16 protein-coding genes are annotated in these 17,810 nt (G+C 66.7%); 13 read left to right on the top strand and 3 right to left on the bottom strand.

What is annotated here, in order from left to right; translation table 11 throughout:
• Positions 1-291: 291 nt before the first annotated feature.
• From ppdK to ACZ4NB_RS24915, 4 genes are all read left to right on the top strand, one after another.
• Complete coding sequence (ppdK, locus tag ACZ4NB_RS24900; RefSeq protein WP_467664893.1) at positions 292-3,072, top strand: pyruvate, phosphate dikinase; 2,781 nt, start codon at positions 292-294, stop codon at positions 3,070-3,072.
• Between the two features lie 791 nt (positions 3,073-3,863).
• Positions 3,864-4,814, top strand: a complete 951-nt coding sequence (locus ACZ4NB_RS24905) for a DNA-processing protein DprA (protein ID WP_467664841.1) — start codon at positions 3,864-3,866, stop codon at positions 4,812-4,814.
• Between the two features lie 270 nt (positions 4,815-5,084).
• On the top strand, positions 5,085-5,711 hold the full coding sequence (locus ACZ4NB_RS24910; RefSeq protein WP_467664843.1) for a ComF family protein: 627 nt from the start codon (positions 5,085-5,087) through the stop codon (positions 5,709-5,711).
• Between the two features lie 39 nt (positions 5,712-5,750).
• Entirely contained in the window at positions 5,751-7,418 is a 1,668-nt protein-coding gene (locus ACZ4NB_RS24915; RefSeq protein WP_467664845.1) for a hypothetical protein, read from the top strand.
• A 188-nt stretch (positions 7,419-7,606) separates the two neighbouring features.
• Here ACZ4NB_RS24915 and ACZ4NB_RS24920 read toward each other — a convergent pair whose 3' ends face one another.
• On the bottom strand, positions 7,607-8,284 hold the full coding sequence (locus ACZ4NB_RS24920; protein ID WP_467664847.1) for a P-loop nucleotide/nucleoside kinase family protein: 678 nt from the start codon (positions 8,282-8,284) through the stop codon (positions 7,607-7,609).
• Entirely contained in the window at positions 8,281-9,039 is a 759-nt protein-coding gene (locus tag ACZ4NB_RS24925) for a GntR family transcriptional regulator (RefSeq protein WP_467664849.1), read from the bottom strand. Before ACZ4NB_RS24925 ends, ACZ4NB_RS24920 begins: the two co-directional genes overlap by 4 nt.
• Before the next feature lie 434 nt (positions 9,040-9,473).
• Here ACZ4NB_RS24925 and ACZ4NB_RS24930 point away from each other — a divergent pair, with 434 nt between their 5' ends.
• From ACZ4NB_RS24930 to ACZ4NB_RS24955, 6 genes are all read left to right on the top strand, one after another.
• Positions 9,474-9,746 (top strand): DUF6284 family protein, encoded by a 273-nt coding sequence (locus ACZ4NB_RS24930; protein ID WP_467664851.1) that lies wholly within the window; start codon positions 9,474-9,476, stop codon positions 9,744-9,746.
• The gene (locus tag ACZ4NB_RS24935; RefSeq protein ID WP_467664853.1) at positions 9,743-10,198 is read left to right on the top strand and encodes a Pycsar system effector family protein; all 456 of its coding nucleotides are present in this window, start codon (positions 9,743-9,745) and stop codon (positions 10,196-10,198) included. Before ACZ4NB_RS24930 ends, ACZ4NB_RS24935 begins: the two co-directional genes overlap by 4 nt.
• Positions 10,195-11,331, top strand: coding sequence for a hypothetical protein (locus ACZ4NB_RS24940; RefSeq protein ID WP_467664855.1), 1,137 nt, complete (start codon positions 10,195-10,197; stop codon positions 11,329-11,331). Before ACZ4NB_RS24935 ends, ACZ4NB_RS24940 begins: the two co-directional genes overlap by 4 nt.
• A 62-nt stretch (positions 11,332-11,393) precedes the next feature.
• Entirely contained in the window at positions 11,394-11,711 is a 318-nt protein-coding gene (locus tag ACZ4NB_RS24945; protein WP_467664857.1) for a hypothetical protein, read from the top strand.
• A gap of 106 nt (positions 11,712-11,817) precedes the next feature.
• Complete coding sequence (locus ACZ4NB_RS24950) at positions 11,818-13,935, top strand: FtsK/SpoIIIE domain-containing protein (RefSeq protein WP_467664859.1); 2,118 nt, start codon at positions 11,818-11,820, stop codon at positions 13,933-13,935.
• A gap of 202 nt (positions 13,936-14,137) precedes the next feature.
• Positions 14,138-14,602, top strand: a complete 465-nt coding sequence (locus ACZ4NB_RS24955) for a hypothetical protein (RefSeq protein WP_467664861.1) — start codon at positions 14,138-14,140, stop codon at positions 14,600-14,602.
• Between the two features lie 5 nt (positions 14,603-14,607).
• Here the strand turns inward: ACZ4NB_RS24955 and ACZ4NB_RS24960 are convergent, their stop codons facing one another.
• Complete coding sequence (locus tag ACZ4NB_RS24960) at positions 14,608-15,546, bottom strand: HNH endonuclease (RefSeq protein ID WP_467664862.1); 939 nt, start codon at positions 15,544-15,546, stop codon at positions 14,608-14,610.
• Positions 15,547-15,638: 92 nt separating this feature from the next.
• Here ACZ4NB_RS24960 and ACZ4NB_RS24965 point away from each other — a divergent pair, with 92 nt between their 5' ends.
• From ACZ4NB_RS24965 to ACZ4NB_RS24975, 3 genes are read left to right on the top strand one after another with little or no spacing between them, the layout of a single operon-like run.
• Complete coding sequence (locus ACZ4NB_RS24965; protein ID WP_467664864.1) at positions 15,639-16,316, top strand: DNA cytosine methyltransferase; 678 nt, start codon at positions 15,639-15,641, stop codon at positions 16,314-16,316.
• A complete protein-coding gene (locus tag ACZ4NB_RS24970) occupies positions 16,313-16,963 on the top strand; it encodes a DNA cytosine methyltransferase (protein WP_467664865.1) in 651 nt (216 codons plus the stop codon). Before ACZ4NB_RS24965 ends, ACZ4NB_RS24970 begins: the two co-directional genes overlap by 4 nt.
• On the top strand, positions 16,960-17,808 hold the full coding sequence (locus ACZ4NB_RS24975; RefSeq protein ID WP_467664867.1) for a bifunctional DNA primase/polymerase: 849 nt from the start codon (positions 16,960-16,962) through the stop codon (positions 17,806-17,808). Before ACZ4NB_RS24970 ends, ACZ4NB_RS24975 begins: the two co-directional genes overlap by 4 nt.
• Positions 17,809-17,810 lie beyond the last annotated feature (2 nt).

The following is a 17,810-nucleotide window of genomic DNA, read 5'->3' on the forward strand; positions in this document are numbered from 1 at the left end:
TGAGCGCGTGATTCTCGCCACCCCTGATAGGTGGCGCGCTCAGATGAGCGATGTGCGCCGGGCTCCACCTCTCCAATGGTGGCACCCGGTGCCACGCATCATGTGTTCGAGTGATCAAGTCATGGATTGCGCTCCGTAGTGATCACTCCCTACTTCGATTGCGCTGCGGAGTGATGCATTCAGGTAGTGAACGCAGGCAAGAACGCATGATCACTTTCGATCTGCTGGCGGACGCCTGGTTACACGCTTATGTCGACCAAGTGGACGTACCCATACGCCTTCGATCTGGGTATGTTCCTCGCCGTCAGGGCAGCCCGTCGGCGAGGAGTCAGTGCCGTGCCGGAAACACAAGATCCCCACGTAACCCAGCCTTCTTCCGCGAAGTTCGTCTACGACTTCACCGAGGGCAACAAGGAGCTCAAGGACCTCCTAGGCGGCAAGGGTGCGAACCTTGCCGAGATGACCAACCTGGGGCTTCCCGTCCCTCCGGGCTTCACGATCACCACCGAGGCCTGCAAGGTCTACCTGGAGAGCGGCACCGAGCCGGCGGCACTGCGTGCCGAGGTCTCCGAGCATCTCGACGCCCTTGAGCGGAAGATGGGCAAGAAGCTCGGTCAGGCCGACGACCCGCTGCTCGTATCGGTACGTTCCGGGGCGAAGTTCTCCATGCCCGGCATGATGGACACCGTCCTCAACATCGGCCTCTCCGACGCGTCGGTTTCCGGCCTCGCCGCGCAGGCCGGCGACGAACGGTTCGCGTGGGACTCCTACCGCCGCCTCATCCAGATGTTCGGCAAGACCGTGCTGGGCGTCGACGGCGAGCTCTTCGAGGACGCGCTGGAGGAGGCCAAGCAGGCCAAGGGCGTCCGCGTCGACGTCGACCTCGACGCCAAGGACCTCAAGGGCCTGGTCGCGGACTTCAAGGACATCGTCGCCAAGGAGACCGGCCGGGACTTCCCGCAGGACCCGCGCGAGCAGATGGACCTCGCCGTCCGCGCGGTCTTCGACTCCTGGAACACCGACCGCGCCAAGCTCTACCGCCGCCAGGAGCGCATCCCCGGCGACCTCGGCACGGCCGTCAACGTCTGCTCCATGGTCTTCGGCAACCTCGGCCCCGACTCCGGCACCGGCGTCGCCTTCACCCGCGACCCCGCCAGCGGCCACCAGGGCGTCTACGGCGACTACCTGCAGAACGCGCAGGGCGAGGACGTCGTCGCCGGTATCCGCAACACGGTCCCGCTCGCGGACCTGGAGCAGATCGACAAGGCGTCCTACGACCAGCTGATGCAGATCATGGAGACGCTCGAAACGCACTACAAGGACCTGTGCGACATCGAGTTCACCATCGAGCGCGGCAAGCTGTGGATGCTGCAGACCCGGGTCGGCAAGCGCACCGCCGGTGCCGCCTTCCGGATCGCCACCCAGCTCGTCGACCAGGGCCTGATCGACGAGGCCGAGGCGCTCCAGCGGGTCAACGGCGCGCAGCTCGCCCAGCTGATGTTCCCCCGCTTCGACCTGGGCGCGAAGTCCGAGATGATCGGCCGCGGCATCGCCGCCTCCCCGGGCGCGGCGGTCGGCAAGGCCGTCTTCGACTCGTACACCGCGGTCAAGTGGTCGCGCTCCGGCGAGAAGGTCATCCTGATCCGCCGGGAGACCAACCCCGACGACCTCAACGGCATGATCGCCGCCGAGGGCATCCTGACCTCCCGCGGCGGCAAGACCTCGCACGCCGCCGTCGTCGCCCGCGGTATGGGCAAGACCTGTGTCTGCGGCGCCGAGGAGCTGGAGGTCGACACCAAGTCCCGCCGGATGACGACCGGCGACGGCACCGTCATCGAAGAGGGCGACGTCGTCTCCATCGACGGCTCCACCGGCAAGGTCTACGCCGGCGAGGTGCCGGTCGTGCCCTCCCCGGTCGTGGAGTACTTCGAGGGCCGGATGCACGCCGGCGCCGACGACGCGGACGAGCTGGTCAAGGCCGTCCACCGGATCATGGCGTACGCGGACCGGGTCCGCCGGCTGCGCGTGCGGGCCAACGCCGACAACGCCGAGGACGCCGCCCGCGCCCGCCGGTTCGGCGCCCAGGGCATCGGCCTGTGCCGCACCGAGCACATGTTCCTCGGTGAGCGCCGCGAGATGGTCGAGCGCCTCATCCTGGCCGACACCGAGACCGACCGGGACGCCGCGCTCGCCCAGTTGCTGCCGCTGCAGAAGGCCGACTTCATCGAGCTGTTCGAGTCGATGGACGGGCTGCCGGTGACCGTACGGCTGCTGGACCCGCCGCTGCACGAGTTCCTGCCCGACATCACCGAGCTCTCGGTCCGGGTCGCGCTCGCCGAGGCCCGCAAGGACGCCAACGAGAACGACCTCCGGCTTCTGCAGGCCGTGCACAAGCTGCACGAGCAGAACCCGATGCTGGGCCTGCGCGGCGTCCGCCTCGGCCTGGTCATCCCCGGCCTGTTCGCGATGCAGGTGCGCGCGATCGCCGAGGCGGCCGCCGAGCGCAAGAACGCCAAGGGCGACCCGCGTGCGGAGATCATGATTCCGCTGGTGGGCACCGTCCAGGAGCTGGAGATCGTCCGCGAGGAGGCCGAGCAGGTCATCGCCGAGGTCGAGCAGACCCACGGCGTCAGCCTCCGGCTCACCCTCGGCACGATGATCGAGCTGCCCCGCGCCGCCCTCACGGCCGGTCAGATCGCCGAGTCCGCCGACTTCTTCTCCTTCGGTACCAACGACCTCACGCAGACGGTCTGGGGCTTCAGCCGCGACGACGTCGAGGCCAGCTTCTTCACCGCGTACCTGGAGAAGGGCATCTTCGGCGTCAGCCCGTTCGAGACCATCGACAAGGACGGCGTCGGCTCCCTCGTCCGCAACGCCGCCGCGGCCGGCCGGGCCACCCGCCCGGACCTCAAGCTCGGTGTGTGCGGCGAGCACGGCGGCGACCCGGAGTCCGTCCACTTCTTCCACGAGGTGGGCCTGGACTACGTCTCCTGCTCCCCGTTCCGCATCCCGGTCGCACGACTGGAGGCGGGCCGCGCGGCCGCGGAGAGCAAGGGCAGCGACAGCCGCTGACCGCTCCGGTCGCCGCGGGCGCCCAGCGCGTCCGCGGCGACCGGCGACCAGCCCACCGGAGCCGTCGGCGGGGCCCCGAACCCTCACCAGCCCCGCCGCAGGCTCCGGCACCTAAACGAGGGCGGCACCTTGTGCGGAGGTGCCGCCCTCGCCCGCATCATCTGTGGAAACTGTCAAGCTACGCCGCTGACCAGGGCATATGACGTTTGTTGGCGTTGGCTGACGTTGAACCCGCGCGAAGCTGTTGTGCCCTCGTTGTGCCCTCGCGTGCGGCCGGGTCGTCCCGTAACGAGCCGCTACTGCAGAGGCCCCGCCCCCCTCGATTTGGCATCCCCAGGGCACGACCGTTGTCTTGCAGGTTCAGGCGGCGGAAGATGCGAGATTTCAGCTCGCGAGGGGTTGCCCCCAACACGCTTTCCAACTGTCCGCGTGGCCGTCCGGGGGCGTTCGTCGGGGTTCACGGGGCAGGTCAGATGGAGTGCGCGCACGTTGGCGAACGGCGGCGGTCGGCGGTGCACTGGACAAAGACCAGGACAAGCATCGACTCGGGGTCGCGCATCAGGTTGGACGCATGAACGCCGCTGCGCGGCGGAAGGTCACGTTCGGGTGACGCTCCGGGTATGCCAGCTGTGACTTGCGTTCCATCGGCGCAGGTCATCTGGGTCATCTGCTGCAAGCCCACAGTCCGTCCATTCTCGGAGTGTGTAACGGTGGCAGCGTGGTGTACCTGACCTCTAGACTTTCAGTCATCGATCCTTCGAACAGTGATCTTTGAGTAGAAGGAGATAGAGATGATCGATGAAGCACGGATGCGCTTGTTAGCGCTTTGCTCACTCCGCATAGAGGGTAAGAGCGTCGATTGGTCACTGATCGCCCGGTGTGCGTTGAAGGGGCACCTCGACAGCCTGTGTGAGGGGTTCATCCCCGAAGAATCTGCCGCCGCTCGGAAGGCCCTTCCGGTACTCCGTGAAGGCCTAAGGGCGCGTGCTCTGAGCGAGCACTTCAGCCGCGTTGAAGGCGAGTTGGAGCAGGCCAGGGGAGTCGGAGCCAGTCTAGTCACGGTACTAGATCCTGAGTACCCCGAGAATCTGCGGACCGTAACCGATCTGCCTCCATTCTTGTTCTACCGCGGGAAGCTCGATTATGAAGCTGACGCGCGCTCAGTCGCAGTCGTAGGTACGCGTGACGCAACAGATCTGGGCCTTTCACGAGCCCGCATGGTGGCGCGTGAACTCAGTGAAGCCGGGTACACGATCTCGTCAGGTCTGGCTCGCGGTGTCGATTCGGCCGCGCACCGCACAGCACTCCATTTCGAGCGTCGGACCATCGCAGTAATCGGCACGGGCATTACAAGGTGCTACCCGAAAGAGAACTTTGATCTCGCGGAGGAAATCGCCGAGCAAGGCCTAATTACCTCTCAGTTCTGGCCTTCCCGTTCACCTGGTCGAGATACTTTCCCGCGACGAAACCACGTCACGTCTGGGATCAGCCTGGGCAGCGTCGTGATCGAGGCGTCGGGGACTTCTGGCGCCAAGATGCAGGCTCGCGTGGCAGCCGAGCAGGGTCGGCACGTGCTGTTGCTCCAGTCCCTTGTGGATCAGCAGCCTTGGGCGCAGAAGATGGTTGAGGCTCAGCGGGCCACCCCCGTGGCGAGTACCGAACAGATGCTCGAAATCCTGATGCGTCCCGTTCGCGCAGAGGAGGCGCAGGCCCCAACGCAGCTCCTGTTTGACGCTAGGTGATTGCCTGCTGGCGGACGGCATGACTAGCCTTGCGGTGGGGTTCGAGCTGCACACAGGGGGTCGAGGTTGTCCTACCGCCGTTTTCTGCGTCCTAACGATCGTGACTGGAGTACCAGGAACTGGGTGCAGTGGCTGCACGAGAAACACGCCGCCCCGTCAGTCCTGCCTGAGGATGCTGGCACATGCTCCTTATGCCGAACCCCAACGCGAGTTGGCCCGCAGGGAACGCCTTATGAGCGCTGTTACGACTGCCGGCACACTCTGTCGTCGGTGCTAGATGGATTCGTTCCGATTTGCTATTCCCTCAATGCTGGCCTTGAGGGAATTCTGGCGTGCGCCAAAAATGAGCCTTCCGATGCATGGTTAAGGCTGCCATTAGGGTCACTCCTGTGGACGTTCATGGCGCAGCATCTACGATGCGTGGAGAGTTTTTACGGCGGGGAATTTAATCTGCGCGTTGCGATGCCATCGCATTCTTCTACACGTGGAGGACTCCGGCATTTAGATGCCGTGATTGATACTGTACGGGACTTCTCCTCCGAATGGGTCAGCGGCGCTCTATATAAGAATGAGGCTTCGAAGGCGGAAACGCGGCGGGCGCAGATAGTGCCGGGCTTGTTTACCGCAAGCCCTGCCGTAAAGGGGCAACGAATACTGTTGTTCGATGACACCTTCACGACCGGTGGCACTATGGTCAGTGCCGCCTACGCACTGAAGCAGGCCGGCGCATCGTCGGTCGTTGGCCTTTCTTTCGGGCGTCAGCTTAGGGCTGACTGGAAGGACTCTAGGGGGTTCGTGGCTTCTTTGGCCGACAGGGAGTTGGAAATCGACAAATGCGTCGTGCATGGCGGCCAGCTGGCAGATCCATTTTCCTTCGTTTTCCATCAGCCCGGCTGACGTGCGCCAACCAGGTCTGAAGTCGGAAGGTTGACTTAGATGAGCATCGAGCAGCTCAAATCGCTCGAACAAGCCATCGATAAGGAAATGGCGAGTCGGGAAATTTTCAAGATGCCCGCACCTTCTGTCCTTCGCGATGTGTTCGGGGCTATATCGATGGCCGACTCCCGTCCCGAGATGAACGGGTTGGCCAATATGCTTAAGAGAGGCCTTGACGTCGCGCTGCCTTTGCTCATAAAGAGCACCACATCAACCAGAGAAAGCGATATCGGGGTAGTATTCGAAGATCTAGAATTCCTGTCGCATTACTACCTCATCAGAGAGTATCTGTACTACAGTTACAACTCACCAGGATCCTTCTCGTGGAAATTTGAGCAAAACCGGATATCCATCGAATTCGCCGACCCTTCTATACCTCGACAGTTCGCCCAGGGGTGGAATGCCACAATTTTGGACGGCATCGAGATGCACCGTCAGGGCGTGAATAGTCCTGAGATCGAAGAATTGCTGCGCGGCAAAGAAGAATACGGCAATGGCGAGCACATCGTGGAGGCTTTCGCGTCAACACTCGCCGAGGCTAAGGTGCGTGCGCGCCTGAAGTTTGATCTGCTGGACGCTGCCTCCGCCGAGATTTCCCTGAAGGGATACAGCTACGAGAGTTTCCGTCGCGTGTACGAGTATCTCCTCGCCAAGGCGCTCTATCATAGATACTATGCTAGGGCTAATTCTACTTGGGCATCCTTCCAGTTCCCAAAGGATCAGATCGTAGAGGAACTCGTAGTCGGCACCGGATTGACCGACTCGGAAATTCGCTCCATTCTTGGCGATCTGACGTACTCGCCTAACAAGAAGCTCCAGCCAATGTATTACAATATCGTCGACCATCCCGCGCTCCCGGAACTCCTAATGACCGCCGAGAGCATAATTGACGATGACATACCGGCACACCTGTTGAGAGTCCAAGCCAGTCGAGACCCGAACTGGTTCCTTTCTAGAGTCAGCAATAAGCTTGGGGATCAATTTGTCGATCGCCTCGCATCGATGTTCGGGGAAGCCGGCTTCCTGGTGCAGCGGAATGTCCAACTCGCCTCGATCGATTCAAAGGCTCCCGATATCGATCTACTGGTTATTTCGCGCGAGGAAACGCTTGGATATTTTGTTTTCGCTATTGAGGCTAAAGCGACCCTCCCAGCCTACTGGGCGAAAGACTACCTTCGGGCCCTGAACAAGGGCGGCCTCTCGAAAGCCTTTGACCAGGTGACTAGCGTGCTCGAAACGTTAGGATCGGAAGCTGGAATCAACCTTCTGGCTGAGCGAGTCCTTTCTCTGGACCCAACGCCTCTCAGTGACGGCCATATAGTACTCAAGGCTCTCATTGTGACATCGCAGAACTCAGGGATGTTTTTCGAAAAAGAGAGCTCTGGTTGCGCAATCATTGACTATCGAACCCTCGGGCAGATGATTAAAGCCAGCGATGGCGATGTTGTTTATATCGGCCGGATGCTTGAGTCGATCCGTGAAGCTCCGCTCCCGGAAATAGCTAAGATGAGCGTGGATATGGAGGGTATTTCGGTGACATACGATGTCGTCGCCGGATCGGACCCTGTGTTCTTCCCGCCCCACGAGTGGCGGTCCACTGGGTTGGATGTCCAGGTTGCAAGAGACTTCTTCGCTAATGGCGGCTCGCGCCAAAAACCATTGGGATAGGATGCGCCTCCTTAACCAATTGGACGGCTTTCCTTCGCCAGTGAACCTAAAGCGTTGCTAAAGACGGAACACGGGCCCGTACCTCGCTCCGGCGCGTCAACGGGCTTGCACACCTCCGGACGGGGGTGAATGAGGCGGAAACCGAGACGGGGAACCGCAGGGTGATCTGCGGTTAAGCCCGTACTGCGTCAGGGGCGAGAGGATTCCATGGCCGCTATCACGTCCGCAGGGTCGCCCTCGTAGAGGAGGTGCGGTTCGTCTGCTTGAGGGGGGACGAACCGGGTTCGGTACCGCTGGAGGTCGCTCTCCGAGAAGTAGATCGAGTTCGGATCGTCTGCGTGGAACTCGTTGCGCTTGCTGATCCGTGCCCAGAGCTCATCATGGCTGGCTGCGAGGTAGACGAGTACGGGGACCGCGCCAGCCTCGGTGGCGATGGCTTGCCATCGCGCCCGGTCCTCCGGGGTCCAAAAGCCGTGGTCGACGACGACATCATGCCCGGCCTTGAGCTGTTCCCGGAGGTCGACCGCCACGTCTTCGAGGACCGGCCGTTCAAGGGTGGGAAAGGTGCCCCGGGGGAAGTCGACTCCGTAGACGCCGTGCCGGCGGTGCATCTCCTCATCCGGGCACAGTCGTACGAACCCGCGAGCCGTGAGAGCGCGGGAGAGCGTGGTCTTGCCGGAGCCGGGTAGTCCGGCCATCAGGACGCAGAACGGTCGGTGTGGGGACATCGGTCTCGTCAAGGTTCGGGAGATGGTAGCCACCTCTGCTTCGGCTTCGGGCGTGATTGTGCCAGCCCGGCGAACCGCAAGCAGCGTATCTAGTCGGTCTTCGAGCATGCTCACGAGCGTGTCATCCACGACCGTCACGAGGTGACCTCCGACTCTGTGCGCCATGTCCGGCCCGGCCCTCCGAGGTCGACGCCGTACTCCACGATGTTGCCCTCGCTGTCGACGAACTTCGCGGTCATCACGACCACAGGTTCGGCCGGCGGGTTGTCGGGGTCCAGTTCCAAGAGCCGCGCGTACTCCGGCGTCAGTTGGCGGGCAGAGGCTGTGTCGATGCGGTGGCTGATCGGATGCCCGGTTGCCTGGGCAATGAGCTGAAGCGAGGTTCCCCCCGTCAGGCGTTCACTCGCTGCTAGCTGCGGGATCAGCTTCCCGTACCGAGCGGGAATCCATGACGTGCTGTGAGCCACGATGCCGTGCCGGTCCCTGTAGACGCGGCTACGGCGAACGACCTCGGAGCCGGGCTGAATGTCCAGTGCTTGCGCCACCTCAGAGGGCGCGGGCACCACGGCCGCCTGGTGCGAGTCGGACCGCTCGCCGTCCCCCCAGCTAGAGCCGGTACGGCGTTCCCGGTCCTGCCGCTGAGCTCCGGAGGACATCGGAGTCGGCTGGTCCAGTACTTCGGTGCCGATGCCGTGGATGCCACGGACGAGCCCCTCGTTGCGCAGCTTGCGCAGGGCTTTCTCGGCTGTCGCCGTGCTCACCTTCCACTCTTCCGAGAGGTTCTTGATGCTCGGCAAGAGGGTTCCTGGCTGTAGCTGACCAGACGTAATCAGCTCCGCGTAGTGGGCGGCAATCCTCGCGTAAGGCGCCCGATTGTCGGCCTGGCCTGCCATGTCGTCCGCTCCTCGTCGTCAGATCCCTGAGGTTCCCTAGCTTACCGCTTGACACCACAGGGAACCCTAGGGAACCTTAGGGATGTGCCCGCCGGTCGGATCGGTTGAGCGGCGGTCGCCTCGACACACCTGTGTCCGCCGCCCGGAGGGCTCCGTGAAACGGGCTCGAAGGAAGCGCCGGCTCCTTGACAACTGAATGGGGATCACGCCGCCTCTCCTCGGCCAAGAAGGCAGCCACACGGGATCTCCGTGTGAGGTACAGCGCGATTCGACTCTCCGCAGCGCTCATGTCTGCGGCCGGTTGCCTCCGCTGCTCGTCGCGTACGAGCAGCGCTGAGGGGAGCCGGACTTACCGACTTCAACGGCGCGCGGCTCCCGGGTGGCACCCCGGGAGCCGCAGTTGGGCCGTTCCACTGTGAGAGGAGCACGACCCAATGAGGTACATCGTTCCTGTTCAGGCGGTTGTTACCGCCGCTGATTTCGACCGTGAGCCGACGGACGCGGAGCTGGATGCGATCGAGGCGGAGATGCCGCTCATCTCCGCTCGTGTCGCGCTGCTGGATGTGCAGATTGCCTTGCTGGACCGGGTGCCATCGGAGCTGGATGAGCGTCGGTTGCGTCGGGCGCGGCGCCGGGTGCTGGCCGCCCGGCGGGAGCTTGCGAATCTGTCCTCCGCCCCGGCGTTCGTGCCGGAGGTGGGGGCGTGAGCTACCGGGACACCGCGCTGACCGCCGCGCACGCGGAGGTCAAGGCCGAACTGGCTCGCACTGACACCAAGGCGTCCCTCCTGCTGGCGTTCACCGGCGCCATGCTGGCCGGAGCCTGGACGGTCGCCACCAGCGTCCACCTGCCCACCGCCGCCCTCGCGTTCGGCGCGGCCGGTGTGGCGGTGTTGCTGGCCGCCGCCAACTACCTGCTGTGGACGGTCCGCCCGAACCTGGGCGGGGCCCGCCCGCAGGGCTTCCCGAAGTGGGCGACTCTCACCCCCGACGAGATCCGCGAAGCGTTCGCCGAGGACGACCGCCCCGCACACATCGCCACCCTGTCCCGCATCGCGGTGGCCAAGTTCGGCCGCCTGCGCCGCGCTATCGACCTGACGTGCCTGGCCGGAGCCCTGCTGGTCGTCGCGGGCGTCATCACCTGGGGCGGTGCCTCATGAGCATGAGCACCTACCGCCAGGAGCGGCGGGCCGACCAGGCCGCCGAGGCCGAGCAGCGCCGCATCGACGCCGCAGCCGCCGAGGACCGTCGGGCCGAGCGCCAGAAGACGGCCGATGAGCGGGCGGCGCGGCTGCGGGAACAGGCCCGTGCCGACAAGCAGGCCGACCGCGCCGATCGCCAGGAGCGCCGCCGGGAGCGGGCCGAGCGCTGGGCCGTGGCGTTGACGCCAGAGCGGATCTACCGAAACGGCACCCTCGCCCTGGTCGTCGCCTCCGGGCTCGCCTCCCTGCCCGCGCAGATCGTGCACTTCGTCGGCATCTCCGTGATGCTGCTGCCCGTCCCGCTGGGGCTGGAGGGTGCGGCGTGGGTGATGGCGGCTGGTGTCGCCTACGCCGATGCGCGCTCCGCGCCCGGCTGGGTGCGCTGGCTCCTGCGGGCCCTGGTCGCTGCCTGCGCTGGGTTCGCGGCGTCCATCAACTACGGCTACGGCCTCTCCCTGGTCGACGGCCCGCACGGGCTGTCGGCGGACAACGCTGCGGCGGCCGGCGCCGGACTCGCTGCCGTCACGGTGCTGGGTCCGGCTGTCTTCGAGATCCGCCAGTGGGTCTCCACCTTCGCCGCCCGCGACGAGGACGCCAAGGAGCGCCGCCGCCACGCGGCCCGTCGCCGTCGTCACCACGGCGACGTGCTGCGAGTCGCGCGCCGTCTGGTCTCCGCCGCGCCCTTCGGCACGCTGCCCGCCGAGGAGGCGTGGAAGCGTGCGTGGGAGGTCGTGCACGGGCCGACCGAACCCGGCATGACACCCCGCCTGGAGAAGCGAGGCGTTGCCTCCGCGACCTGCCTGATCGAGGCGCGCCAGCCCGACGCCGATGCCGTCGCGCGACGCATCCGCGCGGGGCTGGCGCACCCGCAATTCGTGCTTCCTGACACCGGCAACGTCGTGCCGATTCACCGCGAGAAGCCGCAGGTCGCAACCCAAGTCCCCCCTACCGCCGAGAAGCCGGCCAAGGGTGCCCGGAAGCGGCCCGTTCCGCCGCGCCGCCGCAAGGGTGACACCCCCCGGTTCCACTCCGCCGCGAAGGTCGCCGCAGCCGACACCGCCCGCCGCCCCACCGTCACCGCCAACGTCTGAGAGGACCGCCATGCCGAACACCGCCGCCGCAGACGCGGCCGTCTCCCTGAGGAGCATCTGACATGAGCAACTCCGACCTGCGCCGTCTGGACCGTGAGATCCGGGCGACCGAGAAGAAGCTGGAAGCGGTTCGCCGGGGCGAGTTGTGGCCGATGAACGGCCGTGAGCGCCGGGCTATGGCTCGCGCCGTGGCTGGCGGCTCCTACCGGGCCGCCCGGGGCCGCAGCACGGGCCGTGCCGAGGAGCAGATGGACGCCACTGGCAGCGCTGCCGAGATGCGGCTGAGTGCGGAGCTGACTGCCCTGCACGGCGAGCGTCAGCGCCTAACGACCGAGGCCGCCCGCGACAAGGCCAAGAGGAAGTCGTCCGGCTGGTTCTAACCAGCCGGTTCCTTGCGCCGGGGTGACCGGGACTTTCCACGGACACGGCCACCCCGGCCCTCTCCCTTACTCTCGCCCCCTGGGGGCAGTCAGGAGCACTTCCAGCATGTCTGAGAACGTCGTCCACCTCCACAAGCCCACCGACCCCCCGACCCCCGACACCGCCCCCACCGTGCTCACGGTCGTCCCCGACGCGCCACCGGCCCCGCCCGTGCCGCTGTGGATCCGGTCCGGCCGCGCGGTGAAGACTGCCGCCACCCACGAGTCGACGCGGGCGACGGTGCGGGCTGCGGCCCGGCACGGCCTCTACACCTTCAACGGCGGGCGGATCGTGGGCCGCCGGGCCTGGGACGGTCGTACCGGGTCCCGGTACGAGCGGATGATCCGGGCGGCGGAAGCCGCGGGGAACCTGGAAGCGGCAGAGGAGTGGGAGGAGCGGTTGCAGCGCTTCCGCGCCGCCCGCCACCACCGCCGCATGGACCTCCTGCACTCGCCCGTGGAGGCCGCCAAGGGCGTGGCCGTCGGCGCCGGCATGAGCATCGGTGTCCTGGTCGCCCTCGGCGTCGTCATGGCCCTCAACAGCGGCCACGTCGGCGACGTCATCACCCCTCTGTCGGCGACGATCGACTTCATCGCGCTGCTGATCCGGATCGTGCAGGTTGTCTGGGGCCCGGCGCTTTCGATCGGCCCGTTCCTTGCGCTGCTCGCCCTGTGGTCCGTGGGCCGCAAGCAGCAGGCCGCGCCGAGCTGGGCACTGCCCGCTAACGTCCGCGACGGCGAGGGTGAGCCGATCACGCCGTCGATCGTGGTCAAGGCCCTGCGTGACCTCGGAGTGCCGGCCCTGGCGCGCGCCATCAAGGAGATGGGCGACGCTGGCGCTTCCATGCTCGGTCCGATCCGGATCGCCGGATGCGGTGTGGAAGTCGACGTGACCCTTCCCTCCGGGGTCTCGACCAACGAGGTCCAGAACAAGCGCCGCAAGCTCGCCGAGAACCTCACCCGGCACGAATACGAGGTGTTCATCACGATCCCGCAGGCCGCGCGGACGGTGCGGCTGTGGATCGCCGACTCGGGTGCGCTGGACGAGCCGATCGGCCCGTCCCCGCTGGTCACCGATGAGTCGATGACCGCCGACTACGCCAAGGGACGCGCCCCCTGGGGTCAGGACCTGCGCGGGGATGCTGTCGCGCTGAGCCTGTACCAGCGCCATCTCCTAATCACGGGCCTGTCGAACCAGGGCAAGACCGTGGCCCTGCGCTCCCTGGCCCTGTGGCTCGCGCTGGACAAGTCGGTGCAGTTCCTCATGGGTGACCTCAAGGGCGTGGGCGACTGGGCCATGTTCGACGGTCTCGCCACGACCCTGATCCAGGGTCCGACGGATGAGCACGTGATCCAGGTGACCGAGATGGTCGAAGGCGCGGTGGACGAGATGAACCGCCGTATCCAGGCGCCGCCCGGCACCGTGTTCCCGCCGCTGATCGTGCTGGTCGACGAAGCACAGGTGGCGTTCATGTGCCCGGCCAAGGACGCCGAGAAGCGTCCCTACGGCGGTTCCAAGGCCAACTCCCGGTACTTCATGGCCGTCCGGAAGATCCACAACCAAGGGCGGGCCGTGAACGTGCTGATGTGGCAGGGCACCCAGGACCCGACCAACGAGAACCTGCCCAAGCTGGTCCGCGAGGGCGCCCACACCCGCGCCTCCCTCGCCCTGGGCACCGAATCCCAGGCCCGCATGGCACTCGGGGACAAGGCCGTCGACGGCGGGGCGGCTCCGAACTTGCTGCGTCCGGGCCTGGACCGGGGAACCCTGGTCGTCGCCTCCGACGGGATCACCATCCCCGCCGGACAGTCGTCCATCACGGTGCGCACCCACTACATCGACGACGACGCAGCCGAGGCCATCACCGACCGGGCAAAGGCCCTGCGCGATGGTGTCACCACCCTGCACGCCATCGCGCGAGAAGAAGAGCACGACCCTCTGGCCGACATCGCCGCCGTCGTCGGCGACGCACCGCGCGTGCGGACCAAGGACGTGCTGGCGCGGCTCGCCACGCGGAACGCGGACGCGTACGGCGGCTGGTCGTTCATCGACCTCAAGCGTGTCCTGGACGACGCCGGTGCCGAGCCGTACAAGTCCGACGGCGTGATGGTCGTCTCCCGCGATCGCGTGGCCCGCGCACTCGCCAACCGCGACGGAGATGGTTCCGCTTCCTCCGACGGATGACAGGGAGCGCACCGCCGACGGGTCAGGGAGGCAGGGAGAACTCCCTGACCACCTCCCTGATCCGACTCTCTGGCCCTGACCTGCACAAATGATCGTTCAGGGAGTCAGGGAAGCACGCAGGTCAGACCCCGAAATGCCCCTCCGCAGCGCCCCTCAAGGGGGCGTCTCTGCCTCCCTGGCCCTGTGCCGGAAGGGATTCCGCATGTACCCCGACCACACCCGCGGCGCGTCCGTACAGCGGGCCGCGGAAGTCCACCAGCCCAGCCCGTACCCGCTCGCCAAAGCCACCCCGGCGCCGGTCGTGCCGGTGCAGCCCGGCACCGTTCCGGCGGTGGCGAGCATCGTCCTCCCGGACGGCCGCGTCGTCACCGGCTACGCCATCGAACCCGCCCGCCCGGAACCGGTCACCGCCAAGCCGCCCGTGTCCCGCGCGGCCGTGAACGTCGCCCTCGGGGGCATCGGCTTCCTCGCGGTCTGCGGCGGGCTGATCCTGCTCACCGCGTTCATCGCCGCGCTCACCGCGTTCATCACCCAGCTCATCATCCTGACCGCCGTCATCTTCGGCGGATGGATCGCCGCGCAGATCTTCAGCACGAGCGGCCACCAGGGCGACACCACGGTCAACATCCGCAAAGCCGTCTTTAAGCGCAACCACTTCCACGGCTGAGCACCTCAGCTGCGGTGCTCGTGCCAGTGCGCGGCCAGCCAGGAGCGATGCTCAGGGCGCAGGCGCGCGTGTGGGGCCTGGCCGTGCAGCTGCTCGTAGAGCGGGTAACCGTGCAGGCTCGCGTCGACGTCAATCAGGCCAGTGTCTGGCCGGATGCTGATCTGGCCGCGGTCGAACAGCCGGTGCAGGTCTGACCGGAGCAACAGCCCCCCGTGTTCGAAGTGCTCTTCGGCTTCGGCGTATCCGTACAGGTGTGCCGCGTCCAGCACGGCTGCGGGAGCGGGGCCGCTGAGGGCGCAGTTCTCGCCTTGCTCGCTCAGCAGCTGCGCACGGAACCCCTGCTGGCCGTTGCGGGTGCGGGTGCGCACGATGCGGTGCCCGCCACGTACCGGCCGCCAGGCTCCGTGGCCCGTCTCGTCCGGGTCGGGCCAGCCGGGGCCGGAGGCTTCTTCCAGAGCCGCGCGCAGCTTCTCCCATCGCGCCGGACGCATGCTCAGCTGCGAGTTCGGGGAGTCGCACAGCGCCCGCAGCTGTCGGCCCGTCAGAGTGCCGCGCCCGTCCTTCCACTGCGCCGCGTGCAGAGACCGGTAGGTGGTCACGGGTTCGATCCGCTGCACCGGTTCGTCAAAGAGTGCTCCGCACTGGTTGCACCGGCAGGCCGGCGTGAGCCGGGTGCGGCGCTTGAAGTCCGCCCGTGAGCACTGCGGGCAGGAGTAGCGGGCCTTTTCGGCCTGGCCGGTCTCGATGTCCTCGATGACCGAGACGCCGATGAGTTCCTGCTTGTTCCAGACGGCGATCACGTCCCCGGCCGCTATCTGGCCGGAGTTGGGGACGGTGCTGTCCCAGCTGTAGTGCTCGCTCGGGTTGTCGTCGTAGCCGTCATTTCCGCCGTGCTGCCGTGCGTCTCCGACCGCGAGCACCAGCCAGGCCGTCGTCATTGCCATTCCCCCCTGTCTCGCCTGAAGAGGCAGCCGCCTCCCGCCAAAGACCGCGGCTGCCTCACCCCGACCCCTCGAAGGAACCGGAGAAAACAAGGATGACCCATCCCACTGACAAACGGCCCCGCCTGCTGGACCTGTACTGCTGCCAGGGCGGTGCCGCGAAGGGCTACGCCGACGCCGGATTCGACGTGACCGGCGTCGACATCGCCCCGCAGCCCCGCTACCCCTACCGGTTCATCCAGGCCAGCGCCGTCGCCTTCCTCCAGGAGCACTGGATGGAGTTCGACTTCATCCACGCCTCCCCGCCCTGCCAGCACGACAGTGAGTGCCAGCGCCTGCGCGGCAACGACCATCCCGATCTGATCGGCCCCACCCGCGACGCGCTCAATGCGACCGGCCGACCGTGGGTGCTGGAGAACGTGCGCGGCGCGGCGCCCAAGCTGCATGTCCCGGTGATGCTGTGCGGGCAGATGTTCCGCCTGGCCAACTACCGGCACCGGTTCTTCGAGACCGGCGGCGGCTTCACCCTCGACCAGCCCAGCCACTCCGCGCACCTGGTGCCGCAGGCCAAGATGGGCCGCCCTGTCCCGCCCGGTCACTACGGCCAGTTCGTCGGCAACTTCTCCGGCGTCGACTTGGCCCGTCGCGTGCTCGGGGTGCCGTGGATGAACCGCGACGGCATTCGCGAGTGCATCCCCCCGGCCTACACCCGCCACGTTGGCACCGCCGCTCTGTCGCTGGTGGCCGCGGACCGGCTGGGGGTGGCGGCATGAACGCCCGTCTGCTGCCGCTGCGGCGCCCTAACCGGTTGCGGGTGCTGGACCTGTGCTGCGGTGCGGGCGGCCTGTCCATGGGCTATTACCTCGCCGGATGCGACGTCGTCGGCGTCGACATCGCCCCGCAGGCCAACTACCCCTTCACCTTCGTCCAGGCTGACGCCCTGGCCTATGCCGCCCAGCACGGCCACACTTTCGACTTGGTCCACGGGTCCTGGCCGTGCGAGCGGTACGCCACCGTCACCAGGTGGCGCGGCAACCCGGACGCCCACCCCGATCTGATCGACGCGGGGCGGGAGACCATGCAGGCCACCGGCCGACCGTGGGTCATGGAGAACGTCCCCGAGACCGCCGCCGCGGGCATGCTGCGCCCGGACTACCTGCTGTGCGGCACCCAATTCGGCCTCAACGTCCGCCGCCACCGCGCCTTCGAGACGTCGTGGGGCGGTGGCGGTGACCTGGTCCCGCCCTGCTGGCACCGCAAAGACCTGCTGTCCTTCGCACACAAGGGCGAGCGTGCCTACGCCGACGCCATGGGCTGCACCTGGATGACCAACCTGGAAGCCCGCAAGGCCGTACCCCCGGCCTACTCCCATTGGATCGCAACGCAGTTCCTCGCCTTGGAAGGGAGGGCCGCCGCATGACCACAACCCCGTATCCCCTGCACACTGCGCTGAGCCTCGCGGCGTCTGGCGTGCCCGTGCTGCCCCTGCGCCGCGGCAAAGTGCCGTTCGGCAACTGCCGTGCATGCAAGGGGAACGCGTGCGGCGGCCGGTCGAACATGAAGAACGCCGGCCCCTGCGAGTGCGCCGGCGTCTGCCACGCCTGGGCCGCAGCCACCACCGACCCCCGCGTCCTCACCTCGCCAGCATGGGCATCCGCGTGGCGCAAGGCGGCCGCCGTTGCCTACCACCCCGGTGGAGCGGGGCTGACAGTGGTCGACCTGGACGACGCGGCAGCCATCGCATGGGCCCGTGAGGCCCTACCCGCCACCCGTTTGGTGCCGACGACGCGGGGCGAGCACTGGATCTACCGGGGTCCGATGCAGTCCGCGAACGCTGTGCGGCCCGGCGTCGACATCAAGTCGCTTATGTCCTACGCGCGGTGGCTCGGTCCCGGAACCGGCACCATGACCGATCTGCCCGACGCCGTCCGCGCGCTGGCCGTGAAGAAGCCCTCCACGGTCCGGCCTGCACGGCCCGTCGTCACCGTGCCCGCGCGGGTCGGGGGAGGGAAGTGTCGTCACCGCACGCCCGTCTACCTGGAGCGTGGCATCTGCATGGCCGAGCAGCGCATCGCCGAGGCCCGCAGTGCGGTCCACACGACCGTCTACCGGACTTTCCTCGCCGTGCTGTCCGCCCACGGCGGGTGTGGCTGCCTGACTGACGCCCACGTCGCGCGGTTGTTCGCCGCCGCGCAGGCCAAGGGCGAGACCGTTCGGCACTGCAATGACGCGTGGACCAACGCCCGCACCGCACTGGGGATGTGAGC

Source organism: Streptomyces sp. NPDC026575 (assembly GCF_055567415.1).

What these genes read in the sequence shown, in the direction of transcription:
- ACZ4NB_RS24955 (WP_467664861.1), top strand. Translation starts at nt 14,138, where the DNA reads ATGTACCCCGACCACACCCGCGGCGCGTCCGTACAGCGGGCCGCGGAA.
- ACZ4NB_RS24975 (WP_467664867.1), top strand. Translation starts at nt 16,960, where the DNA reads ATGACCACAACCCCGTATCCCCTGCACACTGCGCTGAGCCTCGCGGCG.
- ACZ4NB_RS24945 (WP_467664857.1), top strand. Translation starts at nt 11,394, where the DNA reads ATGAGCAACTCCGACCTGCGCCGTCTGGACCGTGAGATCCGGGCGACC.
- ACZ4NB_RS24930 (WP_467664851.1), top strand. Translation starts at nt 9,474, where the DNA reads ATGAGGTACATCGTTCCTGTTCAGGCGGTTGTTACCGCCGCTGATTTC.
- ACZ4NB_RS24940 (WP_467664855.1), top strand. Translation starts at nt 10,195, where the DNA reads ATGAGCATGAGCACCTACCGCCAGGAGCGGCGGGCCGACCAGGCCGCC.
- ACZ4NB_RS24950 (WP_467664859.1), top strand. Translation starts at nt 11,818, where the DNA reads ATGTCTGAGAACGTCGTCCACCTCCACAAGCCCACCGACCCCCCGACC.
- ACZ4NB_RS24905 (WP_467664841.1), top strand. Translation starts at nt 3,864, where the DNA reads ATGATCGATGAAGCACGGATGCGCTTGTTAGCGCTTTGCTCACTCCGC.
- ppdK (WP_467664893.1), top strand. Translation starts at nt 292, where the DNA reads ATGTTCCTCGCCGTCAGGGCAGCCCGTCGGCGAGGAGTCAGTGCCGTG.
- ACZ4NB_RS24915 (WP_467664845.1), top strand. Translation starts at nt 5,751, where the DNA reads ATGAGCATCGAGCAGCTCAAATCGCTCGAACAAGCCATCGATAAGGAA.
- ACZ4NB_RS24960 (WP_467664862.1), bottom strand. Translation starts at nt 15,546, where the DNA reads ATGGCAATGACGACGGCCTGGCTGGTGCTCGCGGTCGGAGACGCACGG.
- ACZ4NB_RS24925 (WP_467664849.1), bottom strand. Translation starts at nt 9,039, where the DNA reads ATGGCAGGCCAGGCCGACAATCGGGCGCCTTACGCGAGGATTGCCGCC.
- ACZ4NB_RS24965 (WP_467664864.1), top strand. Translation starts at nt 15,639, where the DNA reads ATGACCCATCCCACTGACAAACGGCCCCGCCTGCTGGACCTGTACTGC.
- ACZ4NB_RS24970 (WP_467664865.1), top strand. Translation starts at nt 16,313, where the DNA reads ATGAACGCCCGTCTGCTGCCGCTGCGGCGCCCTAACCGGTTGCGGGTG.